Annotated in this window: 23 protein-coding genes; 7 read left to right on the forward strand and 16 right to left on the reverse strand. The window is 52.8% G+C overall.

What is annotated here, in order from left to right:
* Positions 1–72: 72 nt before the first annotated feature.
* Positions 73–2466, forward strand: coding sequence for a glycogen/starch/alpha-glucan phosphorylase (locus BN1241_RS05415; RefSeq protein WP_054952676.1), 2394 nt, complete (start codon positions 73–75; stop codon positions 2464–2466).
* 119 nt (positions 2467–2585) lie between these two features.
* Here the strand turns inward: BN1241_RS05415 and BN1241_RS05420 are convergent, their stop codons facing one another.
* A complete protein-coding gene (locus BN1241_RS05420) occupies positions 2586–4247 on the reverse strand; it encodes an ABC transporter ATP-binding protein (RefSeq protein ID WP_054952677.1) in 1662 nt (553 codons plus the stop codon).
* A 94-nt stretch (positions 4248–4341) separates the two neighbouring features.
* Here BN1241_RS05420 and BN1241_RS05425 point away from each other — a divergent pair, with 94 nt between their 5' ends.
* Positions 4342–5421 carry a LacI family DNA-binding transcriptional regulator gene (locus BN1241_RS05425; protein ID WP_054952678.1) on the forward strand — a complete coding sequence of 360 codons (1080 nt, stop codon included), beginning with the start codon at positions 4342–4344 and terminating at the stop codon, positions 5419–5421.
* A gap of 11 nt (positions 5422–5432) precedes the next feature.
* Here BN1241_RS05425 and BN1241_RS05430 read toward each other — a convergent pair whose 3' ends face one another.
* From BN1241_RS05430 to BN1241_RS05460, 7 genes are read right to left on the reverse strand one after another with little or no spacing between them, the layout of a single operon-like run.
* Entirely contained in the window at positions 5433–6377 is a 945-nt protein-coding gene (locus BN1241_RS05430; RefSeq protein ID WP_054952679.1) for an ABC transporter permease, read from the reverse strand.
* Positions 6377–7444, reverse strand: a complete 1068-nt coding sequence (locus BN1241_RS05435; protein ID WP_082418224.1) for an ABC transporter permease — start codon at positions 7442–7444, stop codon at positions 6377–6379. Before BN1241_RS05435 ends, BN1241_RS05430 begins: the two co-directional genes overlap by 1 nt.
* The gene (locus BN1241_RS05440; RefSeq protein ID WP_082418225.1) at positions 7359–8927 is read right to left on the reverse strand and encodes an ABC transporter substrate-binding protein; all 1569 of its coding nucleotides are present in this window, start codon (positions 8925–8927) and stop codon (positions 7359–7361) included. The genes BN1241_RS05435 and BN1241_RS05440 overlap by 86 nt, the downstream gene beginning before the upstream one ends.
* Before the next feature lie 60 nt (positions 8928–8987).
* The gene (locus tag BN1241_RS05445; protein WP_054952682.1) at positions 8988–10634 is read right to left on the reverse strand and encodes a hydantoinase B/oxoprolinase family protein; all 1647 of its coding nucleotides are present in this window, start codon (positions 10632–10634) and stop codon (positions 8988–8990) included.
* Positions 10631–12691 carry a hydantoinase/oxoprolinase family protein gene (locus BN1241_RS05450; protein ID WP_054952683.1) on the reverse strand — a complete coding sequence of 687 codons (2061 nt, stop codon included), beginning with the start codon at positions 12689–12691 and terminating at the stop codon, positions 10631–10633. The genes BN1241_RS05445 and BN1241_RS05450 overlap by 4 nt, the downstream gene beginning before the upstream one ends.
* The gene (locus tag BN1241_RS12250; protein ID WP_077138292.1) at positions 12688–13560 is read right to left on the reverse strand and encodes a PfkB family carbohydrate kinase; all 873 of its coding nucleotides are present in this window, start codon (positions 13558–13560) and stop codon (positions 12688–12690) included. Before BN1241_RS12250 ends, BN1241_RS05450 begins: the two co-directional genes overlap by 4 nt.
* Positions 13561–14580, reverse strand: a complete 1020-nt coding sequence (locus BN1241_RS05460; RefSeq protein WP_054952685.1) for an SIS domain-containing protein — start codon at positions 14578–14580, stop codon at positions 13561–13563. It abuts the gene before it with no gap.
* A 601-nt stretch (positions 14581–15181) separates the two neighbouring features.
* On the opposite strand from BN1241_RS05460, the gene BN1241_RS05465 reads away from it, so the two are divergent.
* Complete coding sequence (locus tag BN1241_RS05465) at positions 15182–15562, forward strand: hypothetical protein (protein ID WP_054952686.1); 381 nt, start codon at positions 15182–15184, stop codon at positions 15560–15562.
* A gap of 38 nt (positions 15563–15600) precedes the next feature.
* Positions 15601–15990 carry an SHOCT domain-containing protein gene (locus tag BN1241_RS05470; RefSeq protein WP_054952687.1) on the forward strand — a complete coding sequence of 130 codons (390 nt, stop codon included), beginning with the start codon at positions 15601–15603 and terminating at the stop codon, positions 15988–15990.
* A gap of 72 nt (positions 15991–16062) precedes the next feature.
* Here BN1241_RS05470 and BN1241_RS05475 read toward each other — a convergent pair whose 3' ends face one another.
* Positions 16063–16494: a hypothetical protein gene (locus BN1241_RS05475; protein WP_054952688.1), complete on the reverse strand. Its 432-nt coding sequence runs from the start codon at positions 16492–16494 to the stop codon at positions 16063–16065.
* A 506-nt stretch (positions 16495–17000) separates the two neighbouring features.
* Here BN1241_RS05475 and BN1241_RS05480 point away from each other — a divergent pair.
* Positions 17001–18245, forward strand: coding sequence for an IS256 family transposase (locus BN1241_RS05480; protein WP_054953813.1), 1245 nt, complete (start codon positions 17001–17003; stop codon positions 18243–18245).
* Between the two features lie 40 nt (positions 18246–18285).
* Here the strand turns inward: BN1241_RS05480 and BN1241_RS12770 are convergent, their stop codons facing one another.
* From BN1241_RS12770 to BN1241_RS05495, 4 genes are all read right to left on the reverse strand, one after another.
* Complete coding sequence (locus BN1241_RS12770; RefSeq protein ID WP_154665175.1) at positions 18286–18447, reverse strand: hypothetical protein; 162 nt, start codon at positions 18445–18447, stop codon at positions 18286–18288.
* 153 nt (positions 18448–18600) lie between these two features.
* Positions 18601–19032, reverse strand: a complete 432-nt coding sequence (locus BN1241_RS05485; RefSeq protein WP_147599286.1) for a hypothetical protein — start codon at positions 19030–19032, stop codon at positions 18601–18603.
* Positions 19033–19169: 137 nt separating this feature from the next.
* Positions 19170–19607, reverse strand: coding sequence for a hypothetical protein (locus tag BN1241_RS05490; RefSeq protein WP_054952690.1), 438 nt, complete (start codon positions 19605–19607; stop codon positions 19170–19172).
* Between the two features lie 104 nt (positions 19608–19711).
* Complete coding sequence (locus BN1241_RS05495) at positions 19712–20116, reverse strand: arsenate-mycothiol transferase ArsC (RefSeq protein WP_054952691.1); 405 nt, start codon at positions 20114–20116, stop codon at positions 19712–19714.
* Between the two features lie 261 nt (positions 20117–20377).
* On the opposite strand from BN1241_RS05495, the gene BN1241_RS05500 reads away from it, so the two are divergent.
* On the forward strand, positions 20378–20791 hold the full coding sequence (locus tag BN1241_RS05500) for a hypothetical protein (RefSeq protein WP_054952692.1): 414 nt from the start codon (positions 20378–20380) through the stop codon (positions 20789–20791).
* A gap of 68 nt (positions 20792–20859) precedes the next feature.
* Here the strand turns inward: BN1241_RS05500 and BN1241_RS05505 are convergent, their stop codons facing one another.
* From BN1241_RS05505 to BN1241_RS05515, 3 genes are read right to left on the reverse strand one after another with little or no spacing between them, the layout of a single operon-like run.
* A complete protein-coding gene (locus BN1241_RS05505) occupies positions 20860–21507 on the reverse strand; it encodes a class II aldolase/adducin family protein (protein WP_077138293.1) in 648 nt (215 codons plus the stop codon).
* Complete coding sequence (gene otnK / locus BN1241_RS05510; RefSeq protein WP_054952694.1) at positions 21500–22747, reverse strand: 3-oxo-tetronate kinase; 1248 nt, start codon at positions 22745–22747, stop codon at positions 21500–21502. The genes BN1241_RS05505 and otnK overlap by 8 nt, the downstream gene beginning before the upstream one ends.
* Before the next feature lie 39 nt (positions 22748–22786).
* Positions 22787–23782, reverse strand: a complete 996-nt coding sequence (locus BN1241_RS05515; protein WP_054952695.1) for a zinc-dependent alcohol dehydrogenase — start codon at positions 23780–23782, stop codon at positions 22787–22789.
* A 174-nt stretch (positions 23783–23956) separates the two neighbouring features.
* Here BN1241_RS05515 and BN1241_RS12775 point away from each other — a divergent pair, with 174 nt between their 5' ends.
* Positions 23957–24739, forward strand: coding sequence for a FadR/GntR family transcriptional regulator (locus BN1241_RS12775; RefSeq protein WP_054952696.1), 783 nt, complete (start codon positions 23957–23959; stop codon positions 24737–24739).
* The last annotated feature ends 48 nt before the right edge of the window (positions 24740–24787 follow it).

A 24787-nucleotide genomic window follows, 5' to 3' on the forward strand; every position in this document is an offset into this window, starting at 1 on the left:
TCGCTACTTTGTCCTTGCGCCACTAGAGTAGTACATGGGCTTTCTGCCACCTTTTACATAGAAGGAGACGTCATGACCTCTGATTTGACGAGCAGCCTAGGCTCGTTCACTCGAGCAGGTTCGGGCCGTTCCCCGCAGTCATCAACCCCGATGGAACTGTGGTCCGGGCTGTCCTCGAACATTGTCGATCTTATTGCTGACAAGTGGGAGGCTTCCGCGCAACGCGCTTCCACGGGCCGCCAACAGCATTATTTCTCTGCAGAGTTCCTCATGGGTAGGGCCCTACTCAACAACCTGACCAACCTCAACCTGGTCGACAAAGCTTCCGAAGCCGTGGAGTCTTACGGTTTCAACCTGTCCGATGTTCTCGAAGCGGAACACGATGCTGCACTCGGTAACGGTGGCTTGGGCCGTCTCGCCGCATGCTTCCTCGATTCCTGTGCAACATTGGATTTGCCGGTCACGGGCTACGGCATTCTCTACCGCTACGGACTGTTCAAGCAGCAGTTCCAGGATGGCTTCCAGGTGGAGCACCCGGATCCGTGGATGGAGGGTGGCTACCCCTTCGTTATCCGCCGTGAAGAAGAAGCCCGTTTCGTCAAGTTTGACGATCTCGATGTGCGCGCAATCCCCTACGACATGCCGATCACCGGGTACGGGACTGACAACGTTGGCACCCTGCGCCTGTGGAAGTCGGAGCCCATGGAGGAGTTCGACTACGAAGCCTTCAACTCCCAGCGCTTCACCGAGGCCATTGTTGAGCGCGAGCGCGTTGCCGACCTCTGTCGCGTGCTCTACCCGAACGACACCACCTACGAAGGTAAGGTCCTTCGTGTCCGTCAGCAGTACTTCTTCGTTTCCGCCTCCCTGCAGGCCATGGTCGATAACTACATCGAACATCACGGTGAGGACCTCACGAACTTCTACAAGTACAACTGCATTCAGCTGAACGACACCCATCCGGTTCTCGCGATCCCCGAACTCATGCGCATCTTCCTCGACGATCACGGCATGACCTGGGAAGCGGCCTGGGAGATCACCCAGAAAACCTTCGCCTACACGAACCACACGACGCTCGCCGAGGCACTCGAGACCTGGGAGTACTCCATCTTCCAGCAGCTGTTCGGCAGGGTGCTCGAAATCATTGCCGAGATCGATCGTGGGTTCCGGATCGACATGGCGGAGCGCGGCATTGCCGATGAACGCATCAACTACCTCGCCCCGATCTCCAATGGCCGCATCCACATGGCCTGGATTGCCTGCTACGCCGCCTTCTCAATCAACGGCGTTGCCGCGATCCACACCAACATCCTCAAGAAGGACACCCTTGGTGACTGGTACCAGCTGTGGCCCGAGAAGTTTAATAACAAGACCAACGGAGTGACCCCGCGCCGCTGGCTCAACCAGTGCAACCCGCGCCTCGCACGCCTCCTCGACAAGCTCGTCGGCTCCGATGCGTGGGTCTCCGACCTTGACCTTCTCTTGCCGCTGCAGAAGCACGGCAAGAAAAAGAAGGTCATGCAGGAACTGATTGACATCAAGCTTGCCAACAAGCGTGACTTCGCGGCCTGGATCGAGAAGCGTCAGGGCATCAAGATCAACCCCGATGCTGTCTTCGATGTTCAGATCAAGAGGCTCCACGAATACAAGAGACAGCTCCTCAACGCGTTCTACGTTCTTGATAGCTACTTCCAGATCAAGGACAACCCGAACCTCGACGTGGTTCCGTCCGTTGCGATCTTTGGCGCCAAGGCAGCACCCGGATACTTCCGTGCCAAGGCCATCATCAAGCTCATCAATGAGATCGCGAACCTCGTCAATAACGATCCTGAGATTGGTGACAAGCTCAAGGTTGTCTTCATTGAGAATTACAATGTGACTCCCGCCGAGAAGGTCATCCCCGCCGCCGACATCTCCGAGCAGATCTCGACCGCCGGTAAGGAAGCTTCCGGCACGGGCAACATGAAGTTCATGATGAACGGGGCTCTCACTCTCGGCACCCTCGACGGCGCCAACGTGGAAATCGTTGACTCCGTGGGAGACGAGAATGCCTACATTTTCGGCGCCAAGGAAGACGAACTCCCGGCCATCATGGCGACCTACGATCCGTACGCAACCATGGAAGCAACCGAAGGCCTCAGCCGGGTTGTGAACGCTTTGACCGACGGCACGCTGGATGACAGGGGTTCAGGCATGTTTGCTGACATTCGCCGTTCCCTCCTCGAATCGGGCCCGGGCGGCTCCGATATCTACTACGTGCTCGGCGACTTTGCTTCCTACCGCGAGGCCCGCAACCGCGCACTCGAGGACTACCGCGACCCGATCGAGTGGGCGCGCAAGTGCTGGGTCAACATCACCGAATCCGGCCGCTTCTCCTCGGACCGCACTATTCGCGACTACGCTCGCGAGGTCTGGAAGATCGACCCGGTCAGCATCCCACCCGCATCCAAGCCTGCCACCAAGTAGCAGCGGTTAGCTGATCGCAGGTGTGCCCCGTCCACGGACGGGGCACACCTATAATCAGAATTGCAGACCTGTCCACGCTTGCAATCGCATGTCCGCTACTACAGATCTAGAAATTCAAACTACAGTCGAACCTTTTTCTGCGCGACTGGATCAGGGACGGGCACTGAAGCAATTAAGTTTTGCGTGTACTCTTCCGTTGGATGCCTGAGCACTTGAGCAACGCCACCCTTTTCAACAATCTCACCATTTTTGAGGACTACAACAGCATCGGCAAGTTCTTCTACCACGGCTAGATCATGGCTGATGAAGATACATGAAAACCCGAGGTCCTCTTGAAGTTCGCGGAAAATCTCCAAGACTTCAGCCTGCACTGAGACATCCAAGGCGGAAGTAGGTTCATCGGCGATGAGAAGAGCTGGCGACATTGATATCGCCCGAGCAATTCCCACCCTTTGGCGTTGCCCTCCTGATAATTCGTGAGGGAAGCGGTCCTGCCAGGAGGCAGGAAGCCTTACCTTTTCTAGGAGCTCGCCCGCTCTCTGCCGTAGCTTCTTCCGACCTTTAACTATTCCATTTCGCCACAAGGGCTCAGTCAAACTACGACCAATTGTTGCCCGCGGATCCAAAGATGAAGCAGGATCCTGGAATACAACACTCACACGGTTCAGCTGCTGTCGTCGAGCTTTTGGAGAAAGTCCCGTTATGTCAATTCCATCAATCTGAATCGTTCCATCAGCAACATTGGCTAGTCCTAGAATTGCTTTTCCAATGGTCGATTTGCCAGACCCGGACTCGCCCACAAGACCGATTATTTTTCCCTTTGGCACACTAAAGGACACCCCGTGAACAGCTGTAAAATCGGGACGACCAAGCCTTCCTGGGTAACTAACTGTCAAGTTTTCCAAGTAAAGTATCGGGTTCTCACTAGCTTCGCTATCACCCTGCTCAAACTCTGCATGTGCACCGAGTCTGGGAACTGCCGCTAGTAGTTCACGCGTGTACTCCGCCTGTGGATTGGCAAAGACCGAGAACACATCAGCGATTTCCTCAACATGTCCATTTCTCATGACACAAACCTGATCCGCAATGTCAGCCACTACACCCATGTCATGGGTAATAAAAATCATTGACATCCCCAACTCGCGCTGAAGACGTCGTAGGAGAGCAAGAATCTCAGCCTGGACGGTAACATCAAGTGCGGTCGTGGGCTCATCAGCGATGAGAATCTCTGGCTCTCCTGAAATTGCAATTGCAATCATCGCACGCTGCCGAAGACCGCCAGAGAGCTGATGGGGGTATTGGTCGATTTGCTTCTCAGGCAATGGCATTCCGACCATTTCAAGAAGCTCCACCGAGCGCTTTCGAATTGCTTCCTTGCCACCCTCAAAGCCGTGAGAACGTAGTGCTTGCGACAGCATGGAGCCGATCGTGTACACAGGATTCAAGGCCGTCATTGGTTCCTGGAAAATCACCGCGATCTTGGTACCACGTAGCGATCGAAACGACTTCTCGGAAGCTCCCACTAGCTCCTGATCCCCAAAGCGAATACTGCCAGTAATGCTAGCGCTACCGGGGAGCAGGCCGACAATCGCCATTGCTGTAACGGACTTTCCAGATCCTGACTCGCCAACAACCGCTAAGGTCTCCGCCCTCCGAAGTTTAAAGCTGACATCCTTCGTTGCCTGCACGAGATTGCCTGACACACGGAATACAACGGAGGTATTTTCGACAGTTAGGACAACATTGTCCGCATTGCCGTCCTTCTTCAAACTCTCATTCATTATGTCCTCCTAAAACCAAATGCAGTCGCACTCGGTTCGCTAAAGTAGTTAAAAATGTTTGCACAAACCAGATGATTAGAAATGGAATCGGCGCATGTCTCGACATCACGGGAAGCACAGGGTAACGATCCTTGATGTCGCGGCTCTCGCAGGAGTTTCCAAATCTACGGCTGCCCGAGTCATCTCTGGGAATGGTTCCACCAGTGCCGAAGCTTCCCAACGTGTAACGGAAGCCGCGCTCAAGCTGGGATATCACCCAAATGCTCTCGCAAAAGCTATGGTCTCGGGAACTAGCAAGACGATCGGAATTGTCATTCCCGATATCGCAAATCCATTCTTTTCCACAGCCGTACGAGGAATTAGCGACTCTGCGCGAGCTGCTGGCTACGAGGTAATCATTGCCAACTCGGACAATGACGCAGAAATCGAGTCTCGATCGATCAATCTTCTCTTGGAAAAACAGGTTGATGGAATCATAGTTGCTCCAGTTTTTCAGGAGAAGTCGGCCAGCATCGTTCATGCCGCAGAGAGTGGCACTCCAATCATTCTTCTGGATCGTCGGGGTGGGGGTGCTTACGCGGGACCTCTCGTCGCAATCAACAATGTTGAAGCCTCCGTAAGTGCTACCAATTTCTTGATCGACTCCGGACATAAACACATTGCAATCGTGAGTGAAGCGGCTGAATCGGTTGAGTACCTTAAGGATTATGACGATGACCCAACTGCGCTTCGACCATCCAGTCAACGCTTGCTTGGCTACCTGCGTGCTATGACCGCAGGCGGACTCGCTACCGACGAGGGACATATAGTCCGAACGAGCTTCGACAAAAACACGACAGCCAACCGCGTCAGTAACTTCTTGCGTTCCGACAAGGATGTTTCCGCAATCTTCAGCACTGACTCCGTGGTGTCGTCCGGCTCCTTTATCGCGCTCTCGAAGGCGGCTGCACTTCAAGCTCATGACATTTCTTTCCTGGCATTCGACGATCAAGAATGGACGACCATGGTGAGCCCAACCGTCTCGGTGGTCACCCAGCCGAGATACCAGTTGGGCTCGATCGCAGCCACAAAACTTCTGGAGCGCATCAACCTGCCAGCCAGGAAAGTACATGACTCGCTGCTGGGCACCGAACTCTTGATCCGCGAATCGACGACCAGGCAAATCAGCCACTGACAGAACTACCATTAGTAATTCTTCGCCATCGCGCGACGTGGGTCCAGCCAGTCTCTGAGAAAGTCACCAAACAATCCGAAAGCCAAAATCGTCAACGCAATAACGATTGCTGGAACGAGCACAAGCTCTGGATTCGAATGCATGTAACGTTTTCCATCAGCAACCATAAAGCCCCAAGACGGCGCTGGTGGCACGATTCCAAGACCAAGATAGCTCAGCCCCGACTCCAGCAAGATTGATCCAGCGAGGGTTAAAGGCATTTGAACAATAATCGGAGTGGCAACGTTTGGAAGAACAACGCTAAAAAGTGTTGCACTCTTACTTGCACCAAATACCTGGGACGCTTCCACATATTCTGCTGATTTAACTGTAAGCACTTGTCCGTAAGTTAATCGAGCATATGCCGGCGAGAACAGCAATCCCATGACAAAAATTAGTGTCACAGGCCCTGCCCCATAAATCGTGACAACGAGCATGGCAAGAATAATCGGAGGGAATGCGAGAACGACATCCACGGACCGCATGGTCAGAGATTCGATCAGTCCACCGTAGAATCCTCCAACAAGCCCAAGGATCGTTCCGATAATCATCGCTAATGCTGTTGCACCGATAGCAACAAGCAATTCAGTCTCGGCACCATGTAGCAATCGGGAAAGGACATCCCTTCCCATTTGATCAGTGCCAAGCAAAAACCCTTCAGCACCGACTGGTTCCAACTTATGATCAACATTCTTTGCAATTGGGTCAGCAAGAGGCAACCAGTTGGCAGCAATCGTGGTAACAATCAGGACCAGAATGAATAGGATTCCAATCACCCTGATCGGTGACAGTGCCTCACGGAATCTCTGACTCTTATTTATCGGGGATTCCCTCCCTAGGAGGACCGCATTCTCTGGAGGGAGGTCCGCCGAATCTACAATTTGAGTTTCGATGATGGGTTTATTTCCATCTAGCATTACTGCCTCACTCTCGGATCCAGATATGCATAGCTAATATCGACGATGATGTTGATCAGAATAAAAATGACGGACACTACAATGACGATTCCCTGGACCATTGGGAAGTCTCTATCGAGGGTGTGATCGACAAGTAGTGTTCCTAGCCCTGGCCAGTTGAATACCTTTTCAATGAGCACGGTAGAACCGATCAAGGAACCAATCTCCAGTCCAAACGTGGTCACGACAGGATTCATAGAGTTCCGAACAACATGCTTTTGAAAGACCTGGTTTCGGCTAAGCCCAACCGAGCGCGCAGTACGAACCCAGTCCTGCCCCATCGTTTCAATTACAGATGAGCGCATCATCCTCGCGATGACAGAGGTAAATGCAAACGATAATGCGATCGTTGGCATGACCGATCGTTTGATGTTTTCCAAGGGATTATCTTCAAAATTCACGTGCCCACCAGCTGGCATCCAACCAAGTTTCAACGCGAATATCAGAATCATGATCGTCCCGATAATAAACACTGGCACTGCCACGCCCAGCGTTGTCAGGAGTGAAACGATCGAGTCAGTGATGCCACCTTTTCTTGCAGCAAGCGCACCAAGCGGGATACCAACAACTGCGGCAATAACTGCTGCGCCGATGACGAGCTGCAAAGTATGCGGAAGGCGATTGCCAATGTACTCAGAAACCGAACTATCGTCGAGGAAGGAAGTACCCAGGTCAAACTGAACTAGCCCAAGCAAATATTGCCCGTATTGAACCATAAGTGGCTGGTTAAGGCCTAGCTTTTCTCGTACACGGGCAATCGCCTCAGGGCTGGGGGACCCGCCGCTATCTCCACTCAGGAGAAGGACGGCCGGGTCCCCCGGGACCATATGAAGTGCGAGGAAGATTAACGTAACGACGATCCATACAAGGAGTACGCCAATCGCTACGCGTCGAAGGACAAATCGAAGCATCTTGCTCGCTTTCAGGTAATGGGGTTTTCGATTACTCGTTGATTGATGTCTGTGCCAGCGTGTAACCGGAATTGAAGGTGAGGAATCCTGGAATGTTCGAGAAACCTTCGACTTCATTGCGGTACGCAAAGGCTTGAGATCGTCCAACTAGAGAGGCAAACGGAACAGTTTCAAGGATGCGTTCTTGAACCTTGTCGTAGGCTTCAATTCGCGCCTCCTCCGACTCGGCTGATAGACCTTCAACAAGCAGTCCATTCAGCTCGTCATCATTGAAACCGAAGGAACGGTTGTTTGCTACCGGTCCTGAGACGAAATTGGCCAGGAACGACGGGTCGTTCACGACACCAGCAGAACCTCCAATTGCCATGTCGTATTCACCTTCGAGAGCTGTCTGCTGACGGGTTGCCCAGTCGGGAGCATCGAGCGTGACATCGATACCGATCTCTTGAAGATCACCTTGAATTGAAAGTGCCGTATCTTGATGGAACGCATACTGAGAAGAGGTGAGCAGCGTGGCACTAAATCCATCAGCGTACCCCGCCTCAGCAAGCAGTTCCTTGGCCCTGTCTACGTCTGTTTCCCAACCATTCGCAAGCTCCTCATTGTAATAAGGGCTGCTTGGGTCGATGGGAGCTCCTGCGATGGTCGTCGCTTCACCCGAGAATGCTGCGGACGCAACATCCTCACGGTTCACTGCGAGGGCGATGGCTTGACGAACACGTTCATCAGCCATTGGGCCATCAGTGACGTTGAAGTGGATGTACATGAAAGGTCCACTTGTCGCATCAACGGTAAATCCTTCTTCACTCTTGACGCGCTCAGTATCCTCCCAGGGTAGGAAGTCAATGAGATCGACATCGCCGGCCAGCAGTGCATTAGTGCGAGCTGCACCGTCCGCATAGATTGTGAGCTCAATTTCTTCGAGCTTGACCGAGTCTGCATCGTAATAATTTGGGTTCTTTGCCAGCGTGAAGGAGACGCCCTTGTTCGTATCTTCAAGAACAAAGGGGCCCGCCCCTTCCCAGCTTGTTCCATCAGCCTCGAACGCTTCTTCAGGAAGAATCGCTGCGGTCGTATCCGCGAGGTACTCAGGAAGTGCCGTGTTGGGGGAAGAGAGATTGATGATAACGGTCTGATCATCAGGAGTCTCGATAGACTCGAGCGTTGACATTGCGGAGTAGATCTTTGCACCATTTGCCTCATCAGCTAGGTACTCGAGCGAGGCTTTGACGTCTTCACTCGTCAGGTCACTTCCATCCGCGAAGACAAGGTCATCACGAAGCTCAAATGAGTAGGTAGAGCTATCGATCATTTCGTAGCTCTCTGCGAGTGCAGGCACTACTTCACCTTCAGCGTCGTAGGATAGCAATCCTCTGTGAAGCAAGGTGTCAAGCATCATCGCTGCTGCCCCCTGGTCAAGCGCGGGCTTTAGATCAGGCACATCAGCTGATAGACCAATTCGAAGCGTTTGGTTTCCATCTCCAGAACTCGATTCATCACCGCCGCCTGAACAGGCGGCAAGTACAAGCGATCCCACAGCAAGTGTCGCAACTGCCTTGAGCGACATTGCGCGTTTTTTCTCAAACATCATTGTTTCCATTCCTATAGGGGTTGGCTAGAATTCACTGCCATTGTGAATTCGAATTTCACTTCATCGTGACTATTGGTATTTCTCGGCAGTGTCCGAGGAGATCTTATTGTCGCGAAGATCTCTGGCTATGGCTCCCTTCTCCCTATTGGTTGGATCGCCATATCCACCAGCACCAGCGGTTTCAATTGAAACCACGTCGCCTGCCTGTAGAAGCGTATACCCGCGATCGATTGGTTGTGCCCCCTCGCTCAAAACACACTGTGCTGAAGCACCTGCGCCTCCACCGAAGAGCCCCCAAGGTTGAGACTTTTGCCGGCTGGTATCAAGCCAGAAATGTATGTCATTGGCTTCGACTCGAACTCGGCGTCTAATTCCAAGCCCTCCCCGAAATTCGCCAACTCCACCCGAGTCTTCAATCAGTTCGTACGCCTCAACCATGAGAGGGTACTCAGTCTCGAGACTCTCTACAGGTAGGTTGGACGTATTCGTCATATGAACTTGAACGCCATCAAGTCCATCCTTTGTTTGTCGTGCGCCACTGCCTCCACCGATGGTTTCGAGGTAGACAAAGTCACGGCTTCGCTGGGTGTCATGCCCAGAGAAATGCACACCAGTATTAGCTCCATTACTTGCCGCTGTTACACGATCTGGAATGGCTGGTGCGAGAGCGCCAAGAATTAGGTCAACAATTCTCTGACAAGTCTCACTTCTTCCGTTAACTGCAGCAGGGGATTCACAATTCACAACTGATCCCAGTGGTGCCTCAATTCGAATCGGACGATACAGCCCTGCATTCGGATCAATGTCGGGATCGATTAGGGTCTTAACCGCGTAGTACACAGAGGCATAGAGACCTGTCCAAACAACATTGATACTCGCACGGACTTGAGGTGGATTCCCCGCAAAATCAAAATAGATCTCATCTCCCTTAATGACAATTCGGACCCTTAGAGTCAGCTCGTAATCAAGTTCAGGGCAATCAAATAGGTCCTCAAACTCGTATTCACCATCGGGAAAGTCAGAGATTGCGGCTCGAGTACGACGTTCTGTGTAATCGAGCAACTCATTCGACGCAGCTATAACGGTATCGACACCGTATTTTTCGCACAGCTCGATATATCGAGTTGTCGACACTCGCAATGCGGCCTCTTGGGCACGCAAATCTGCCAAGCGTTCATCCGGAACTTGGCAGTTCAGGAGGATAAGTTGAAGTAGCTCATCCTGTCGAACACCTGCTTTAACAAGATGAATGGGAGGGATTCGGATTGCTTCCTGGAAAATATGGGCGTGCCCACGATCTCCAAAGTCTGCGTGGTGTGCCAATGTCGCACCCCATGCTGTGAGCTTTCCGTCAACGAAAATTGGGGAAGCCAAAACTATATCTGGCAGATGTGAACCGCCACCCGTGTAAGGGTCATTTCCGATGAATACATCCCCCTCGTGGATCTGGGCTTCATCAAATCTACTCCTGATGGAGGTGACCACACCCATGAGAGACCCAAGGTGCAGTGGTGACCCACCTTCATCTTGAGCTATTGCTTGACCCGAAGCATCAAATAGCGACGCAGTACAGTCACGTCGTTCCTTAATATTTGGAGAGAACGATGCCTTAACAAGAGTCTCACTCATTTCCTCAACAATGGTAGACATTGCTGCGCCAATGACTTCGACCGTGATTGGGTCCATTTTCTTCGCTTGTAGCACTTCTTCATTCATGACGGATTTCCAATCGTGATTACAAGGTTTCCTAACGCATCAACGACACAAACGTCTCCTGGCAGCAGTACTGTCGTCGTGTCCATCTGCTCGATGACTGCCGGGCCAGAAAGTTTATTTCCCGCTACAAGAAGTTCTCGACGATAGACGGGGCAGGCCTGGTAACCATTCTCCGAATCAAAATAGGCCTGGCGAACTGTTTCGAGAGCAGGAGTTGGGTCTTCACCCTGATGTTCCGTGGTCGTCAATTCAACAGACTTACTCTGACCGATGGCTTGGATTCTGCAGGTGACAATTTCAATTGGTGTGTTCTCGAGCCTGTAACCGTACGTCCGTTCGTGAGATGCATGGAAGTCGTCAATCACCGACTGTAGGGTGTCAACACTTGCAAGTTGATCGGGAATTTCGATGGGAAGCTCGAAGTTCTGTCCCGAATACCTCAAGTCGAGGCGTCGTGACTTCTTTCGATCTGACGTCTGGATTGATTCCTCGTTAAACCACGCCTCAGCCTTATTTTCGAGCTCGACAAATGCTTCTTCGATTACTTCCGGCCTATCCGGATCCACTCGAATAATTCGTGACCTCATGAAGTCCGCCTTCACGTCAGTCATTAAGAGACCAAGTGCTGACTGTGCACCTGGAATCTCCGGAACAACAATTGTGTCTATCCCAAGTTCCCGAGCCAGTCTGGAAGCGTGCAGCGGACCGGCCCCGCCAAAAGGAACCAACGCATAATCTCGAGGGTCGTATCCACGTTGAACTGAAATAACTCGAATCGCACGTGCCATGTTGGCAGTGACGACTCGAAGCATTCCCAAGGCTGCTTCTTCGGGCTCCAGTCCGAGGGGCTCCCCTATCCGACGCAATGCATCAACAGATGCTTCCCGATCGATTTTCATCTGACCATTGAGAAGATAATCAGGGTTGAGGTAACGCAAGACTACATTGGCGTCAGTAACCGCCGGGTCAGTTCCGTTCCCGTAGCACGCAGGTCCGGGGAAGGCTCCCGCACTCTCAGGGCCAACACGCAGGTGACCTCCGGTGTCAATCCAGCCGATCGACCCTCCTCCGGCACCCACTGTATGAATATCGAGCATCGGAGACCGAATCGGTCGACCTTCGAACTCCATCCCGGTTGTAATCTTCGGGCTTCCATCTTGCACGAGTGAAACATCGGAGGAAGTGCCTCCCATATCAAACGTGATGATATTCGGGAATCCCGCTGCCGAGCAGATCTGAGCTGCACCGACTACACCTGTGCTTGGCCCAGAAAGAACAAGGCGGACTGGCATTTCTTCAGCAGTCTCAAACGGGATAACACCACCATTGCTCTGTGTGACGTGAGGCTTTGCAACGAGCCCGTCTGCTGCCAAGCGCCCTCGCAATCTAGAGAGATATCGGAAGATTACAGGCGCAATATAGGCGTTGGTTACAACCGTTGAAAGTCGTTCATACTCCCTGAATTCAGGTAACACTTGAGACGAAAGAGACACATGAACTTCTGGGAGCATTTCACGGATAATCTCCGCAACCTTTTGCTCATGCTGCGGCGCAATAAAACTGTAAAGGAAGCACACCGCAATAGATTCAACCCCCTTCTCTCCCAACTCTCGTACTACTTCACGAACCTCTTCTTCATTGAGGGCAACCTCAATTTGACCCGTGTGTCGAACACGTTCATTGATCTCGTAGCGAAGCTCTCTAGGGACAAACGGAACAGGTTTATCTACTTGGGGGTTATACATGTGAGGCCGTCGTCCTCGACCAAGCTCGAGCAGATCCCTGAATCCACGTGTTGTAATGAGCCCAGTTTTCACTCCACCGTGAGTCAGTAGAGTGTTTGTACCAACGGTCGTTCCATGGGCAAAAAAGTCGACATCCGTGACCTGGCGATCACCTGCTTGCTCTAACAGTTCCGCGACACCGGTAACAATCGCGCTGCCGGGATCCTTCGGTGTGCTCGAGACTTTGCGAACAAATACTTCACCGGATTCATCGTCAAAGGCACAGACATCAGTGAAAGTTCCACCCGTATCCACCCCAATTCGTAGACTCATGCGTTTCCTGCCTTCAAAGTCGTAGCTTCTGTGTCGTTGGATTCTCTTCGGCTTGGCATCGCGTATTCACGACCAACCCCAAATGCTCCATGCCTCATACACACTTGGGCAGCATGGGAGCTGGCAGAAGCAAGGATGTCTTTAGTTCGTCGTCCACTAAGGAGGCCAACAAGAACACTTGCAATGAAAGCGTCCCCCGCGCCCAAAGAATCTACTGCATCAATTTCTTCAGCACCTTGCCAAACACTTTGTGCTCGCGACATAAAGAAAGCTCCTGCACTCCCTCGAGTCACAATGACATTGGTTGCCCCTCCATCGATCGCACTTCGTGCCAGCCTCTCTGCACCATCAATATCCAGGTGACTACCCGAGAAAGCGGCGAGATAAAGATGAGGCAACATCGACCTCAATTCAGGGCTGTCAATCGAGAATTTACCCTCTGATCCGAAGTCATATGAGACCTTCGCTTTCCTAGCCATTTGTTCAACAAAAGGCCCATAGGTTCCGGCGTAACCACAGTGGACAATGTCAAAATCCGACATCACATCAAAGTGGCTATCGTTTGGAACTTCATTGGCGACATTTGCTTCGGAATGAACGAAAACTCGATCTCGGTTGATAATTTCCACTTCCGCAAATGCATTTTTCCCTGATGCAACACGGCAATGCTCTACGCCAACTCCTTCGCGGCGAAGGCTATTGAGTAGAAATTGCCCGGACGGATCATTACCAATGACCCCCATGTACGAAGCCTGACCACCTAGTCGTTGGGCAAACGCTGCAACGTTTACTGCATTTCCACCGGGAAATTCAATTCCTAGATTTACATACCGGTCAACAACATTGTCGCCGGCTCCAAGAATTTTCATTCAGTACTCCACTTTGTACATGTAACGTCGCTGAGAGGTATCGTGTCCGCGACGAGCCGCCACATGATCGAGCACTCGTCGTTCAGCACTCATAAGAGCAATAACACTCAAGTCAGCACGAGCTTCAGGCTTGATTCCCGGAAGCGAGAAAGTTGCGGTATCGACAATGCCCAGCTTGTTCGTGTACTTTTCCCCGAATCGCACCACGCGTTCACCAAGAGCACGCGTTGCATCCTCCGCAAAAAGAACAACTAGCGGAACATCTTCACCAATCATTTCAAGGGGGCCGTGGAAGAAGTCAGCTCCATTGATTGCAGCAGAATGCATCCACTGCATTTCCATGAAATAGCACCAAGCCATCATCTTTGCCATGCCGTAAGCTGGACCTGCACCTACGATATAGCTTCGCTCAGCTTCGGCTAGGATATCGGCAATTTTCTCTCCTGCTTCCGCAACCTCATCCTTAGTTGCTCGAAGCGCTCCAGGAAGTGCTGGAATGGATTCACGAATTGCTGAAACCTTATCTTTCTCGCCAGCTCCCTCAAGTAACGCCAGCGCGACTAGTTCGTTCAGAACAAGCTTCGGTTCAGTGATAGAGATCGTATCGGGATAGTCAAGGTGCAGGTCACCAATTCGAGACAGACCATTATCGCCCTGGCGCGAGATACCAATGACAGTTGCACCCTTTGACTTGGCAAACTCTGCAGCGGCCACTGTTTCTGGTGTATCCCCGGAATGGGAAGCAGCTACAACCAGCGCATGTTCATCCAACTCAATGGGATTCCGTGAGGTCAGTTCCGCGCTTGAGATTCGGGTTGCAGAGAAAGCATTGGTATATCGATCAAGGAGTTCAAATGCCGGGTAAGTCCCGAAGTGGGATCCTCCGCAACCGACTAGATATACGTGCTTGAGGCCCTTGTTCAGTACCTCCGAAATGAATTCGCGAATCTTTTGATCTTGATCAATCGCATGCTGAACACAAGCTTCGAAATCGTCTGGGACGGGAATGACATTACTCATTTGAGTCTTACACCTTTGTTTGCTCTCATCATTGAGCTCATTTGGGAACGCTCCCAAAGAACTTGTGATCCAGTAAACACGACAGTGGGAACGGTGTCAATCAATTTCAGAAAGTCATTTTGTCCAATTCTCTCGAGGGATGAGTTCTTATTGGGCCCATCCCAAGCGCGTTTGCTGCTACATCAAGACTTCATAATTGGCCCCTTCGCAATGCCGCCACAAAAGACTCCGTCCCTCGCCATCAACTTAACCGGAATTGAAGGACTCCCTCTTCCACCTCAGAAGGGTCGTCCGATTAAGAGGCACGAGCCTGGTGAAAGTATCTAGAACCTGTACTCATCCATAATTCTGAGCCCCACTAAAGAACACCCACCCCGGGGCGGTACCCAGTTGTTTGGAACACGACTCTCTGTTCAAGCCACCACATTGAGATCTGCCGAAATTCTTACTCCGCATAAAGACTCAATCCCCCTCCAAAACTGGCAGTTTCGTCGACATTCCTATTTCAACCTAGCTATCCCCTTGTGACGGGGGTTTCACTGCGCCATAACGGGAACTAATAAGGCCCCGTTGTTCAACGCAAGAAAGCCGGGTAGCCAAGATGGTTCGTTTCCTCATTCGGGTTGCAATTTTCCTTGCTAGCGCCGCTCTGGGATTGCTAGCAGCCGCGCTGATTCTCGATAACTTCGAGCTATCAGTCTCTGGTTTCATCACGGCCGTCGTGGTCTTCGCCGTTTTTCAAAGCATCCTCACGCCATTAATTTTCAACATTGCACGGAAGTATGCTTCGGCTTTCGTTGGCGGGGTTGGCCTCTTCGCCACCTTCCTTGCTCTCCTCATTGCTTCGCTTTTCGATGGTGGGCTCAAAATCGCCGGGGTTGCCACCTGGATTCTTGCCACGCTCATCGTCTGGCTTATCACAGCTCTTGCATCCTGGCTTCTTCCCATGACGTTCCTCAAAGAACGTGACGGCGCAAAGTAGCCAATTCCGTTCAATACCCCGACTGCAAGGACTGGATCATGAATATCTTCTCTTCACTCTGGGACGCCGTGTGGTGGCTCTTCACCATCTTTGTCTTCGTCGCCTACCTCATTGCCCTGTTCTCAATCATTTCCGATCTCGTCCGTGACCGAGACCTAAACGGTTGGGCAAAAGCAGGTTGGCTACTCTTCCTCATATTCCTCCCCTTCCTCACTGCCCTCGCATACATCATTGTTCGTGGGCAGGGCATGGCAGAAACGGCCGACAAACAGTTAGCCGCTCAACGTGAAGCCACCGAAGGTTACATTCGCTCGGTGGCTGGCGGTACTACTACCGAGATCGCTCAAGCCAAGCAACTACTCGACAACGGCACCATTTCACCGTCCGAATACGAGGCGTTGAAGGCTAGAATATTGAGCCCTGTCTAGAAAGGCAATTCGCTACTCCAAGCCAGAAAAACTCTTTCAATCGGCCCCGCGTGAGCCTCAACGCGGGGGCCACTACTCATCTGCGTCGAATGTAACGGAGTAGTGGACGGCTACGTCATCTTCGTTTCGGAAGAACTCGGCGCTCTCACCGTCTGCGAGCGCATATGTGGCGCCTTCCTCTTGAGAGTAGTAGCCAGTGTAGACCTGGGTTTGGACGATGATGGTTGCCTTGTCACCCGTTACGTCTTCGATCAAGTCCACTGTTGGGTCTGAACCATCAACCCAGGGAAAGTCCATGGTTTCCCCATCCTCGGCAGGGAACTCGTTATTTTCTGTACTTAGTTCTTGGAATGCTTGGGTGAACTCAACCTCGACAGAGATCGTGCCTGCCGGGTCCGCACCAGTGTCACTGCCGTTATTGTTCTGAACTGCATCATCAGAGCAGGCAAGCAGTCCGGCAGTTGCCAGGACCGCGATACTTGTTAGTGCTGTCAGGGTTTTCATATCGACAATGTAAACCCGTCAAAACCACCGGTCACGAGCAAGGCCGGGGCATGATTCCCCTGAACCCAAAACCGCGGCAGTAACCTCCCACTATTGACCAGCTGTGAACGTCACCGAGTAGTTTGCTTCCGTGTCTGCTTTTTCGATGTCGAACAAAGTGGTTCCACCATCGGATACTACGAAGGTCGGGGCATTCTGCTCCTCCCCATCTATTTTCACCTGCTCTTGCACGGTCAAGGTCACACCTTCGTCCGACACATCATCAACGGACAGGAGAATTGTTTCATCTTCACCAAAGGGCAGATCGATGTTGTGCCCATCAACCTCGTAAGTTTCAGAATCGGCAACGGCCCGCCCCTCATCGCTGGAGTATTCGTATTCAGTAGTGCCCCTTAGAGTGGTGTAACCGCACGGTGATCGTGTGCGTCGTTGCTGACATGGACGCGGTCACCGTCGGAGTCCTTCGAGAAAGCCTTCTACTTCTCACTCGAAAGGACATCACCACGATGACCGCTCCTCATATTATCGACCCTGCAGGCCTGCCAAGTGAAGCCCTGGCCGAAGCATCTCCAGATCTCATGCGCGACCTGCTTCAAACCATGATCAACGCCCTGCTCTCAGCCGACGCGGATGCCGTGGTCGGAGCCGAATACGGTAAACCCAGCCCCGACCGGATCACCCAGCGCAATGGCTACCGCCACCGCCCCTTAGACACCAGGGTGGGCACCATCGACGTCGCCGTCCCTAAGCTGCGGGCTGGCACCTATTTCCCTGACTGGCTCCTCGAACGCAGAAAACGAGCCGAAACAGCACTGATCACCGTTGTTGCTGACTGCTACCTCGCCGGCGTAAGCACTCGGCGGATGGACAAGCTCGTGAAAACCCTCGGCATCCATTCCCTATCGAAATCGCAGGTCTCACGCATGGCCGCAGACCTGGATGAACACGTGGACCAGTTCCGCCACCGACCTTTGGATCAGGCCGGTCCGTTCACGTTCGTCGCTGCTGATGCGCTCACGATGAAAGTGCGCGAGGGCGGGCGTGTGATTAACGCGGTCGTCCTCATCGCTACCGGTGTCAACGCTGATGGTAGGCGTGAAGTCATGGGATTACGTGTAGCAACGTCAGAGACCGGCACTGCCTGGAACAGCTTCTTTGCTGACCTGGTTGCCCGTGGCCTGACCGGGGTCCGACTGGTGACTTCTGATGCTCACCCGGGCCTGGTACAGGCGATCGCAGCAAACCTGCCGGGCGCCTCGTGGCAGCGGTGCCGGACCCATGACGCCGCGAATCTGATGAGCGTGACACCCAAGAGCTACTGGCCAGCAGTCAAAGCGATGCTGCACTCGGTCTATGACCAGCCCGACGCGGCCAGCGTGCACGCCCAGTTCGACCGGCTCTTAGATTACGTGGGCGAGAAACTCCCTGCCGCGCACGATCACCTAGACGCTGCTCGGGCGGACATCCTTGCCTTCACTGCCTTTCCGAGCCCGGTGTGGGCCCAGATCTGGTCCAACAACCCGGGCGAGCGGCTCAACCGTGAAATCCGTCGCCGTACCGATTCGGTGGGGATCTTCCCCAACCGTGATGCGATCATCCGCCTGGTCGGTGCGGTCCTTGCCGAGCAGACTGATGAGTGGGCTGAAGGCCGCCGCTACCTCAGCCTCGATGTCCTCACCCGAAGCCGCTTCCAAGCCATAGATGATAACGGGATCGAGGTGAACGACGAACCTCTGGAACTCAGCGCCTAACCCCCAAACCAACAAAACGAAGGAAAACCCGCCACACCACTCAAAGGGACTTGACCTCGTATTCAACGAGGATCTGGCCAGATTCTTGATTGTCGGACTGGCCGGCACCCTGCTCAGTTTCTTCATCTCCACCACCGCAGGCGGATAGAAGCCCTGAGCCTAGCAAGCTTGACGTGATCATGACTGCTCGTGCTTTGTTCATGCCTCTAACGTATCGATGTCAGTTCTACGATACAGAGATGGCCCCGGGGACTTATACCCGCACAATTCAGCCCTGGCAAATACCAGCCCAGTGAAGATGGTGCGACCCTATAAAAATATTCTTAGACAAGTAACTTTGGCGAGCCTGTCCCGGTCAGGAGTCCGCTGCTTCAAAGGTGATCTCGTACAGGACTCCAGCATCTTCGGAGTTGGTTTCAAACTCGATAGTCTGACCATCCGCAATCGTGAAGGATGGGTCGGTGACGCTACCTTCTTCAGGAACTCTCATCGAGCCATTGATCGTAACAGTAACGGAATCGGCCGAGACAGAATCGATCGTTCCCGTTGAGTCATCTTGAAATATGCCCTTGAAAGAGAATGTTTCACCTTTTACCGCTTCAAAGGTGTGAGCCGTGGATTGCATGCGAGTGCCTTTAGCCCACGGAGTTGATGTCACCGTGATTTCACCAGCGGATTCACCGCTCGGGATCGAGTTCTCGTCATCGTTACCGCAAGCAGCAAGGCCACCCACTGCGAGTGCCAGTAAGAGGGAAAGTCGTGCCGGTGTAAATGTTTGTGTTTTCATGCTTGCAGACTAGCGAGAGAGTGAGGGGCAGTGGTGGGTAGGAGTGGGAGAATCCTCCCCTACTCACCTGCTGGACCATCAAAGAATGTTGTTGGGCAATCGAGTTAGTCGGCGTCGTAGGTGATGTCGAATTCAACTCAGGCATCCATTGATGGAGTCAGGAGACTAATCGTTTCACCATCTCTAATTGTGAAAACTTGTTGTTCCACTAGATCTTCGCCATCGAGCAACATGAGTTCCTCGAAAGAGATGACAACCTCGTCGGTATTTGCTGATTCGATTGTGACCGGCATATTGTCGCTCAAGCCCTTGACCGAGAAGGTATCACCAGCAACCGCATCAACATGGAAGGTTTCTGGCGGAAATTCCCCGTCCTTTGTAATGAAGGTTCTTTCGATCGTGATCTCGCCAGTTCCCTCGGCCCCACCGCTTCCTTCGCCTCGACCACCGTCTCCTGACTCGCCACCACAAGCAGCAAGTAGTCCAATTCCTAAGACAGCCACAAGGGCTTTACGTGATTTTATGACTGAAGAGTAGGCGGAGAATGGCGCCACGACCAGGAAAAACAAGGGCATCCCTCCCCGCTGTTCTGGGACCAACGAGCTCATGGCCAGAACACCGCAAAAGTGGCCCGCTATCGGGGTACCGCACCCCGGGGTCCTGTACCCAGTCGTCAGAGTTATTGAGTGAGCTCGTCGTAGAGGTGTCGCACTCGGGTAGAAATATCGTCCCTCACGAGCCTCATGCGCCCGACTCCGTCAATACCGCGTAGGGACGGCTCATCAATATCCCAGATCTCGACCTGCTTGGCGGCTGCGAATTCGTCTGGATTGGCCTCTGTTCCAAGAATGACAACGCGATCGACCGAGGCAACGACCATGGGATCGATGCCTTTGGGGTATTCCCCTGCCATGCTCGCTCCCAACTCTTCGATGACTTCTTGGGAGAGTTCGTTGATGGCATGACCGGGCTTGGTCCCGCATGTATGCGTCTCAACAGAGCCGCCGGAGTGAGCTCTCATGAGAGCCCCCGCCATCTGCGATTTCCCACCATTTTTGACACATACAAAGAGAACTGACACCATAGTTTCCCACCTAAAAGAAGGGTTTGAGCCCGCCTATCGGAGCACAATTTCTTATCTGAGTATAGGCCCCCTGCGTCTTCCGAACAGACCGCCTTTTCACCCCTCAGCACACCGCTCCCCTGCCCCTCAACCAATCAGACAGTGGTGATGATTTTCAGATTGGGGTTTTGGGGAGAACTCTTCACGCCGCCGTGGTTTTCTATTGCGGGTACGCACGTAAACTGGTTCCTAGGCTCGTCACAAACTACAGAAGGAAGAACTATGACGGTGGATATTCGAAGCGCCCTGGTCAATGCTGGTGGGGTACTCGCCTACTACTCGCTTCCGGATCTCACGAGCTCAAAGTTTCTTCGCTTTGTTGGCAAGTCCGCAATCAGCACCGGCCTACTTGCCTGGTACGCAAACAGGGATGCCGAGTTAATTACCGAAGGCGCCGAGGTCATCAAGGAGTACTTGGATGGCGTGGATGCTGAAGAACTGAAAGCGGCAGCGGGAATCACCGCTGGCGTCACGCTTGGCACCACGATCCTGACGGTTGCAGGAGAGAAGTGGCTGTATCGGCGGGCCGGGAACAAGCGCACTGCGGGCGAGTCCCTAGCACACACAAAGCAGGGCGCTATTCTCGCAGCCCTGGCCGCAGCAGCTGTTATCGCCACAGACAGTCTCGACAATTAACCAGAAACAAACTTCAAAGTACTGTGCCCGACTCAGTCACTAGGACGAGTCGGGCACAGCGCTTTTGTTTATGTCTTGCGGTAGTCGGTTCTATTCCAGGGCCGTTTCGCCTTCTTCGCCAGCTGCTCGCACTGCTCTTCGGTCAGGCGGTTGGGGTTGTGGCCGAGGAGTTGAAGGTGGAGGCCGGACAGGCTTTCAATTTCGATGCAGGCCTGTTCTGCTTGGGCGAGGGTGCCAGAGGTGATAACACCATGGTTAGCCAGCAGCAGAGCATCGTAGGGATATTCGACCTTGTCGATGCTGTCGAAGAGTTCGGGGCTTCCAGGATGCTCGTAGGGAACGTAAGGCAAGTTCCCCACCCTCATAAAAACGTACGGGGTGATGGGTGGGATCGCGAAGTAGGGCTGCCATGGATCCAGGCATGACACTGCGGTTGCATTGGGAGAGTGGACGTGGATGACAGCGGTGGCCTCGGGGTTGCGTTCGTAGACTTTGAGATGGAACCCCATCTCCTTCGTCGGCGAAGCTCCTTCAACATGACCATTATTTAGAATCGTCAGGTCGCTCTCGCTCAGAGTCGAAAATGATGTTCCTGACCCAGAAAGATAGATCGTTTCACCGACGCGACAGGAGATGTTTCCCGAGGTTCCTGGCGATAGCCCCAAGGCAGCGAGTCGGTGTGCGGTATTGAGCATTTCCTGCACTTGTTCATTCATTGAGTTCTCCCCACGCAGATACAAATAGATCTTCTGTTCCAAAATTTCCTGATTTTAGGACAAGGTTAACCTTGGAATTGTCCGATCTCCCGAGGATCCATGAAACTCCTGGGCCGAGCTGGTTTCCGAGCTCAAGTACCTTCACCTTCAGTGCCTGGCAGATTGCTCCAGAGGTTTCTCCGCCCGCCACAATAAACTGGGTAGCTCCATTTTCTGCCAATCTGCTGGCAAGTATTCCAAAGAATTCCTCAAAGAGACTCGAGATGTCGTGATGTAACGCGGCCGCTCTTTCTGTATCGGCCGGACTTTCCACCGTATAGAGCATCGGCGGATTCTTGTCCGCTTGTCCCCATTGATTAGTCACCCATCGAGAGTACTCCGCCGCTGCTTGATCGAGGTTATCTAGTAGGTCTTGAGGATCTACCATCTTTGATGGTCCGTGGTTCATCGCAAATCGAACCTGTCGCTGAGTCATAGCTGAGGCGGAGCCAGAAAGAATAACTTTCTGGCCATCGATCGCGGGCACTTGCGACGTATTGTCTCCTGCACCAGCCAGTCCCAGCGCCAAGCCAGATCCCCCAGTCATGAGCTTGTCGTCGATAGTTGCCTCTGCAATTGTCACGAGATCCTCGTTCGTCAGGGCGTCAACTACGAGGTAATCGTAATCCTGTTCGAGTCGTTCTAACTTATCGCGAAGGCTCCGAGATCCACGTGAAACCACTTCCCAGGACACATGTCCGACGGCTCTGTTTGTCTGTGCTGCCAACAGCCGAATCACGGAGGAGTCCCTCATCGGGTTGAGTGGGTGATTCTTCATCGGCGATTCATCCAGCAACTCACCAAGAACGAAGAGATGGCCCTGGTAAACCGTTCTACCGGCATCAGGAAACGACGGAACAACCACTGCCCGCTTCGCACCCGTTAGATCAAAAAGCTCATCAGCGATCGGGCCAATATTTCCTTCTTGAGTCGAGTCAAATGTTGAACAGTATTTGTCATAGATCTGAGTGCAGCCAATTTCAAGGAGTACCGATCCAGCCTCCCGAGCAATCTGCCGTGCTGTTTGCACATCGGTCGATCGGATTTTCTGTGCCAGTACCAACGCATCGAATTCTTTTAGACTCTCATACTCGGATGTACCTGGGATGCCCAGATACACAGCAGTGTGTAGTCCGCGTGCCCTCCAGTTCCCAGCGAGATCTGTTGCCCCGGTAAAGTCATCCGCTATAGCTCCGCGCATGCGTTTTCAAATCCTGTTCTGCGTACTGGTTTCTGGTGACTACGGAACGAGAATGAGCTTAAGAATCTCTCCCGGCCCTTTTTTCGCCATCCCTGTGATGAGTGGAGCCCCCTCTTCCAAGCTCGTAATCTTGGAAATGAGCAAGTCTGGGAGATCTGCATATTTCGCAAGCAGTTCCAATGCTCGCGCAAAGTCTTCCTTCTGGTACATCGCTGTACCGTGGAAAGATTGTTCAGCAACTTGGAGCTTTCCAATATGGATAGGAACTTCCTCATTGAATACAGCAACCTGAACGATGGATCCCCCCGGTTTCAGATGATCCAATGCAGTTTGCACTAGCTGTGCAATACTCGCGACGATGAAGACCACATCAAACTTTGACTCCGGCTCTATTTCACCCGGCACAGCCACAGTCGAGGCACCTAGGTCTTTCAGTTTTGGATGGAGGAACTCACGCGGCTCACTAACCGTTACCACTACGCCATTGTCGGAGAGCACACGGGTGATAAGTGAACCAATAGTCCCACCGCCGAGCACGAGCGCTGTCTGATATGACTTCTCAGCCAACTGCCTAACCGCATGGGCAGCAACTGCGATAGGCTCGGCCAGCGCGAGGTGCTCATCCGCAACTCCATCTGGTGCTGGAATCAATGTGTATGCGGGCACCTCAACAAAGTCGGCAAAAGAACCGTCCCATTCCGCAACTCCAAGCATGACCTTTTGGGGGCATAGATGGTAAAGACCTCTTTCGCAAAAGTCGCACTCCCCGCACGGCTTCTGAGGGTCGATGACAACCCTGTCACCAATATCAAAACCATCCACGCCTTCACCGACTGCGTCAATGATGCCGCCAGCTTCATGGCCAGAAATCAATGGCGGCTTCCGGAAGAGATGGTGCCCAGACAGTGCCGAAAGGTCAGAGCCACACACACCTGTCGAAGTCACTCGTACAACAACCTGCCCAGGACGAGGTTCTGGTCTCTCGATCTCCACCACGGTTGCTTCACGGTTCGTATCGAACTTAATTGCTCGCATCCTTCTCCCCCTCGAGATTCCGGTTGTCACCGGCTTAGCAAATACGTTGATCACAGCTTAATGTATCCGATCATACCAGTTGTGCTGATTGTCGAGAGAGTTGCGAAATTTCCATGTCACTTAGCTAAATACTCAGTCGCGTATGATTCAGGGAGAAGGAATGGGAGTTTAACTATGGCTATCGAATTTGAAGGCACTTCGTCTGTCACCCGACCCATCTCCCTTTCTCAACAGGTCGTTAACGATCTGCGCACCCGCATCATCAATGACAATATCTCTCCCGGCACACCGCTTCCGTCCGAGCGTGAGCTGTGCTCAATTTATGGAGTTTCACGCACGGTCATCAGGGAGGCAATAAAAACACTCTCTGCCAGAGGTCTCGTGGAGTCTATTCCAGGTTCGGGACTCGCAGTTGGCCAAACCAAGCTGGACGACGTCGCAGAAGTCATGCGACTCTTCATGAGAAGCGGCTCTAGCCTTCGATACGACCAACTCCATGAGGTCCGACTCGCACTCGAAGTGAGCGTTGCGGGGATCGCATCAGGTAAGACATCACCAGAACTCAAGCGTGAGCTGTACTTGCTATGCGATGCACTCGAGGACTCCGACGGCAACCTCGTCCGCGCATCACAACTCGACTACGACTTCCATAGAGCAATTGCACGCGCTTCAGAGAATTCATTCTTTGACGTGATCTTCGAAGCGCTTGAGGGTGCACTCGTGGAGACCCGCGTAGCCACATTTTCGATGGATCCTAGCCGGCTGACAACGGTTGTCGCAGCACACAGACGGATAGCCCATGGCATCGCTGTCGGAGATGTCGAGGTTGCTCGGGCAGAAATGACGGATCACCTCATCGAAGTGAAAGCCACCTGGGATAGCCATCCCGAAATGGTGAAGCTAACGTTCCCCACGGAAGGCGGAACTAAGTCCAATTTCCAAGCCAAATCAGAATGATTTAGGAGAACGAAAGAGTTGGGGAGGTAACAAGCTAGACACTTTGCC

It is taken from the genome of Flaviflexus massiliensis (assembly GCF_001375495.1).
In the GTDB taxonomy this organism is placed as follows: Bacteria; Actinomycetota; Actinomycetes; order Actinomycetales; family Actinomycetaceae; genus Flaviflexus; species Flaviflexus massiliensis.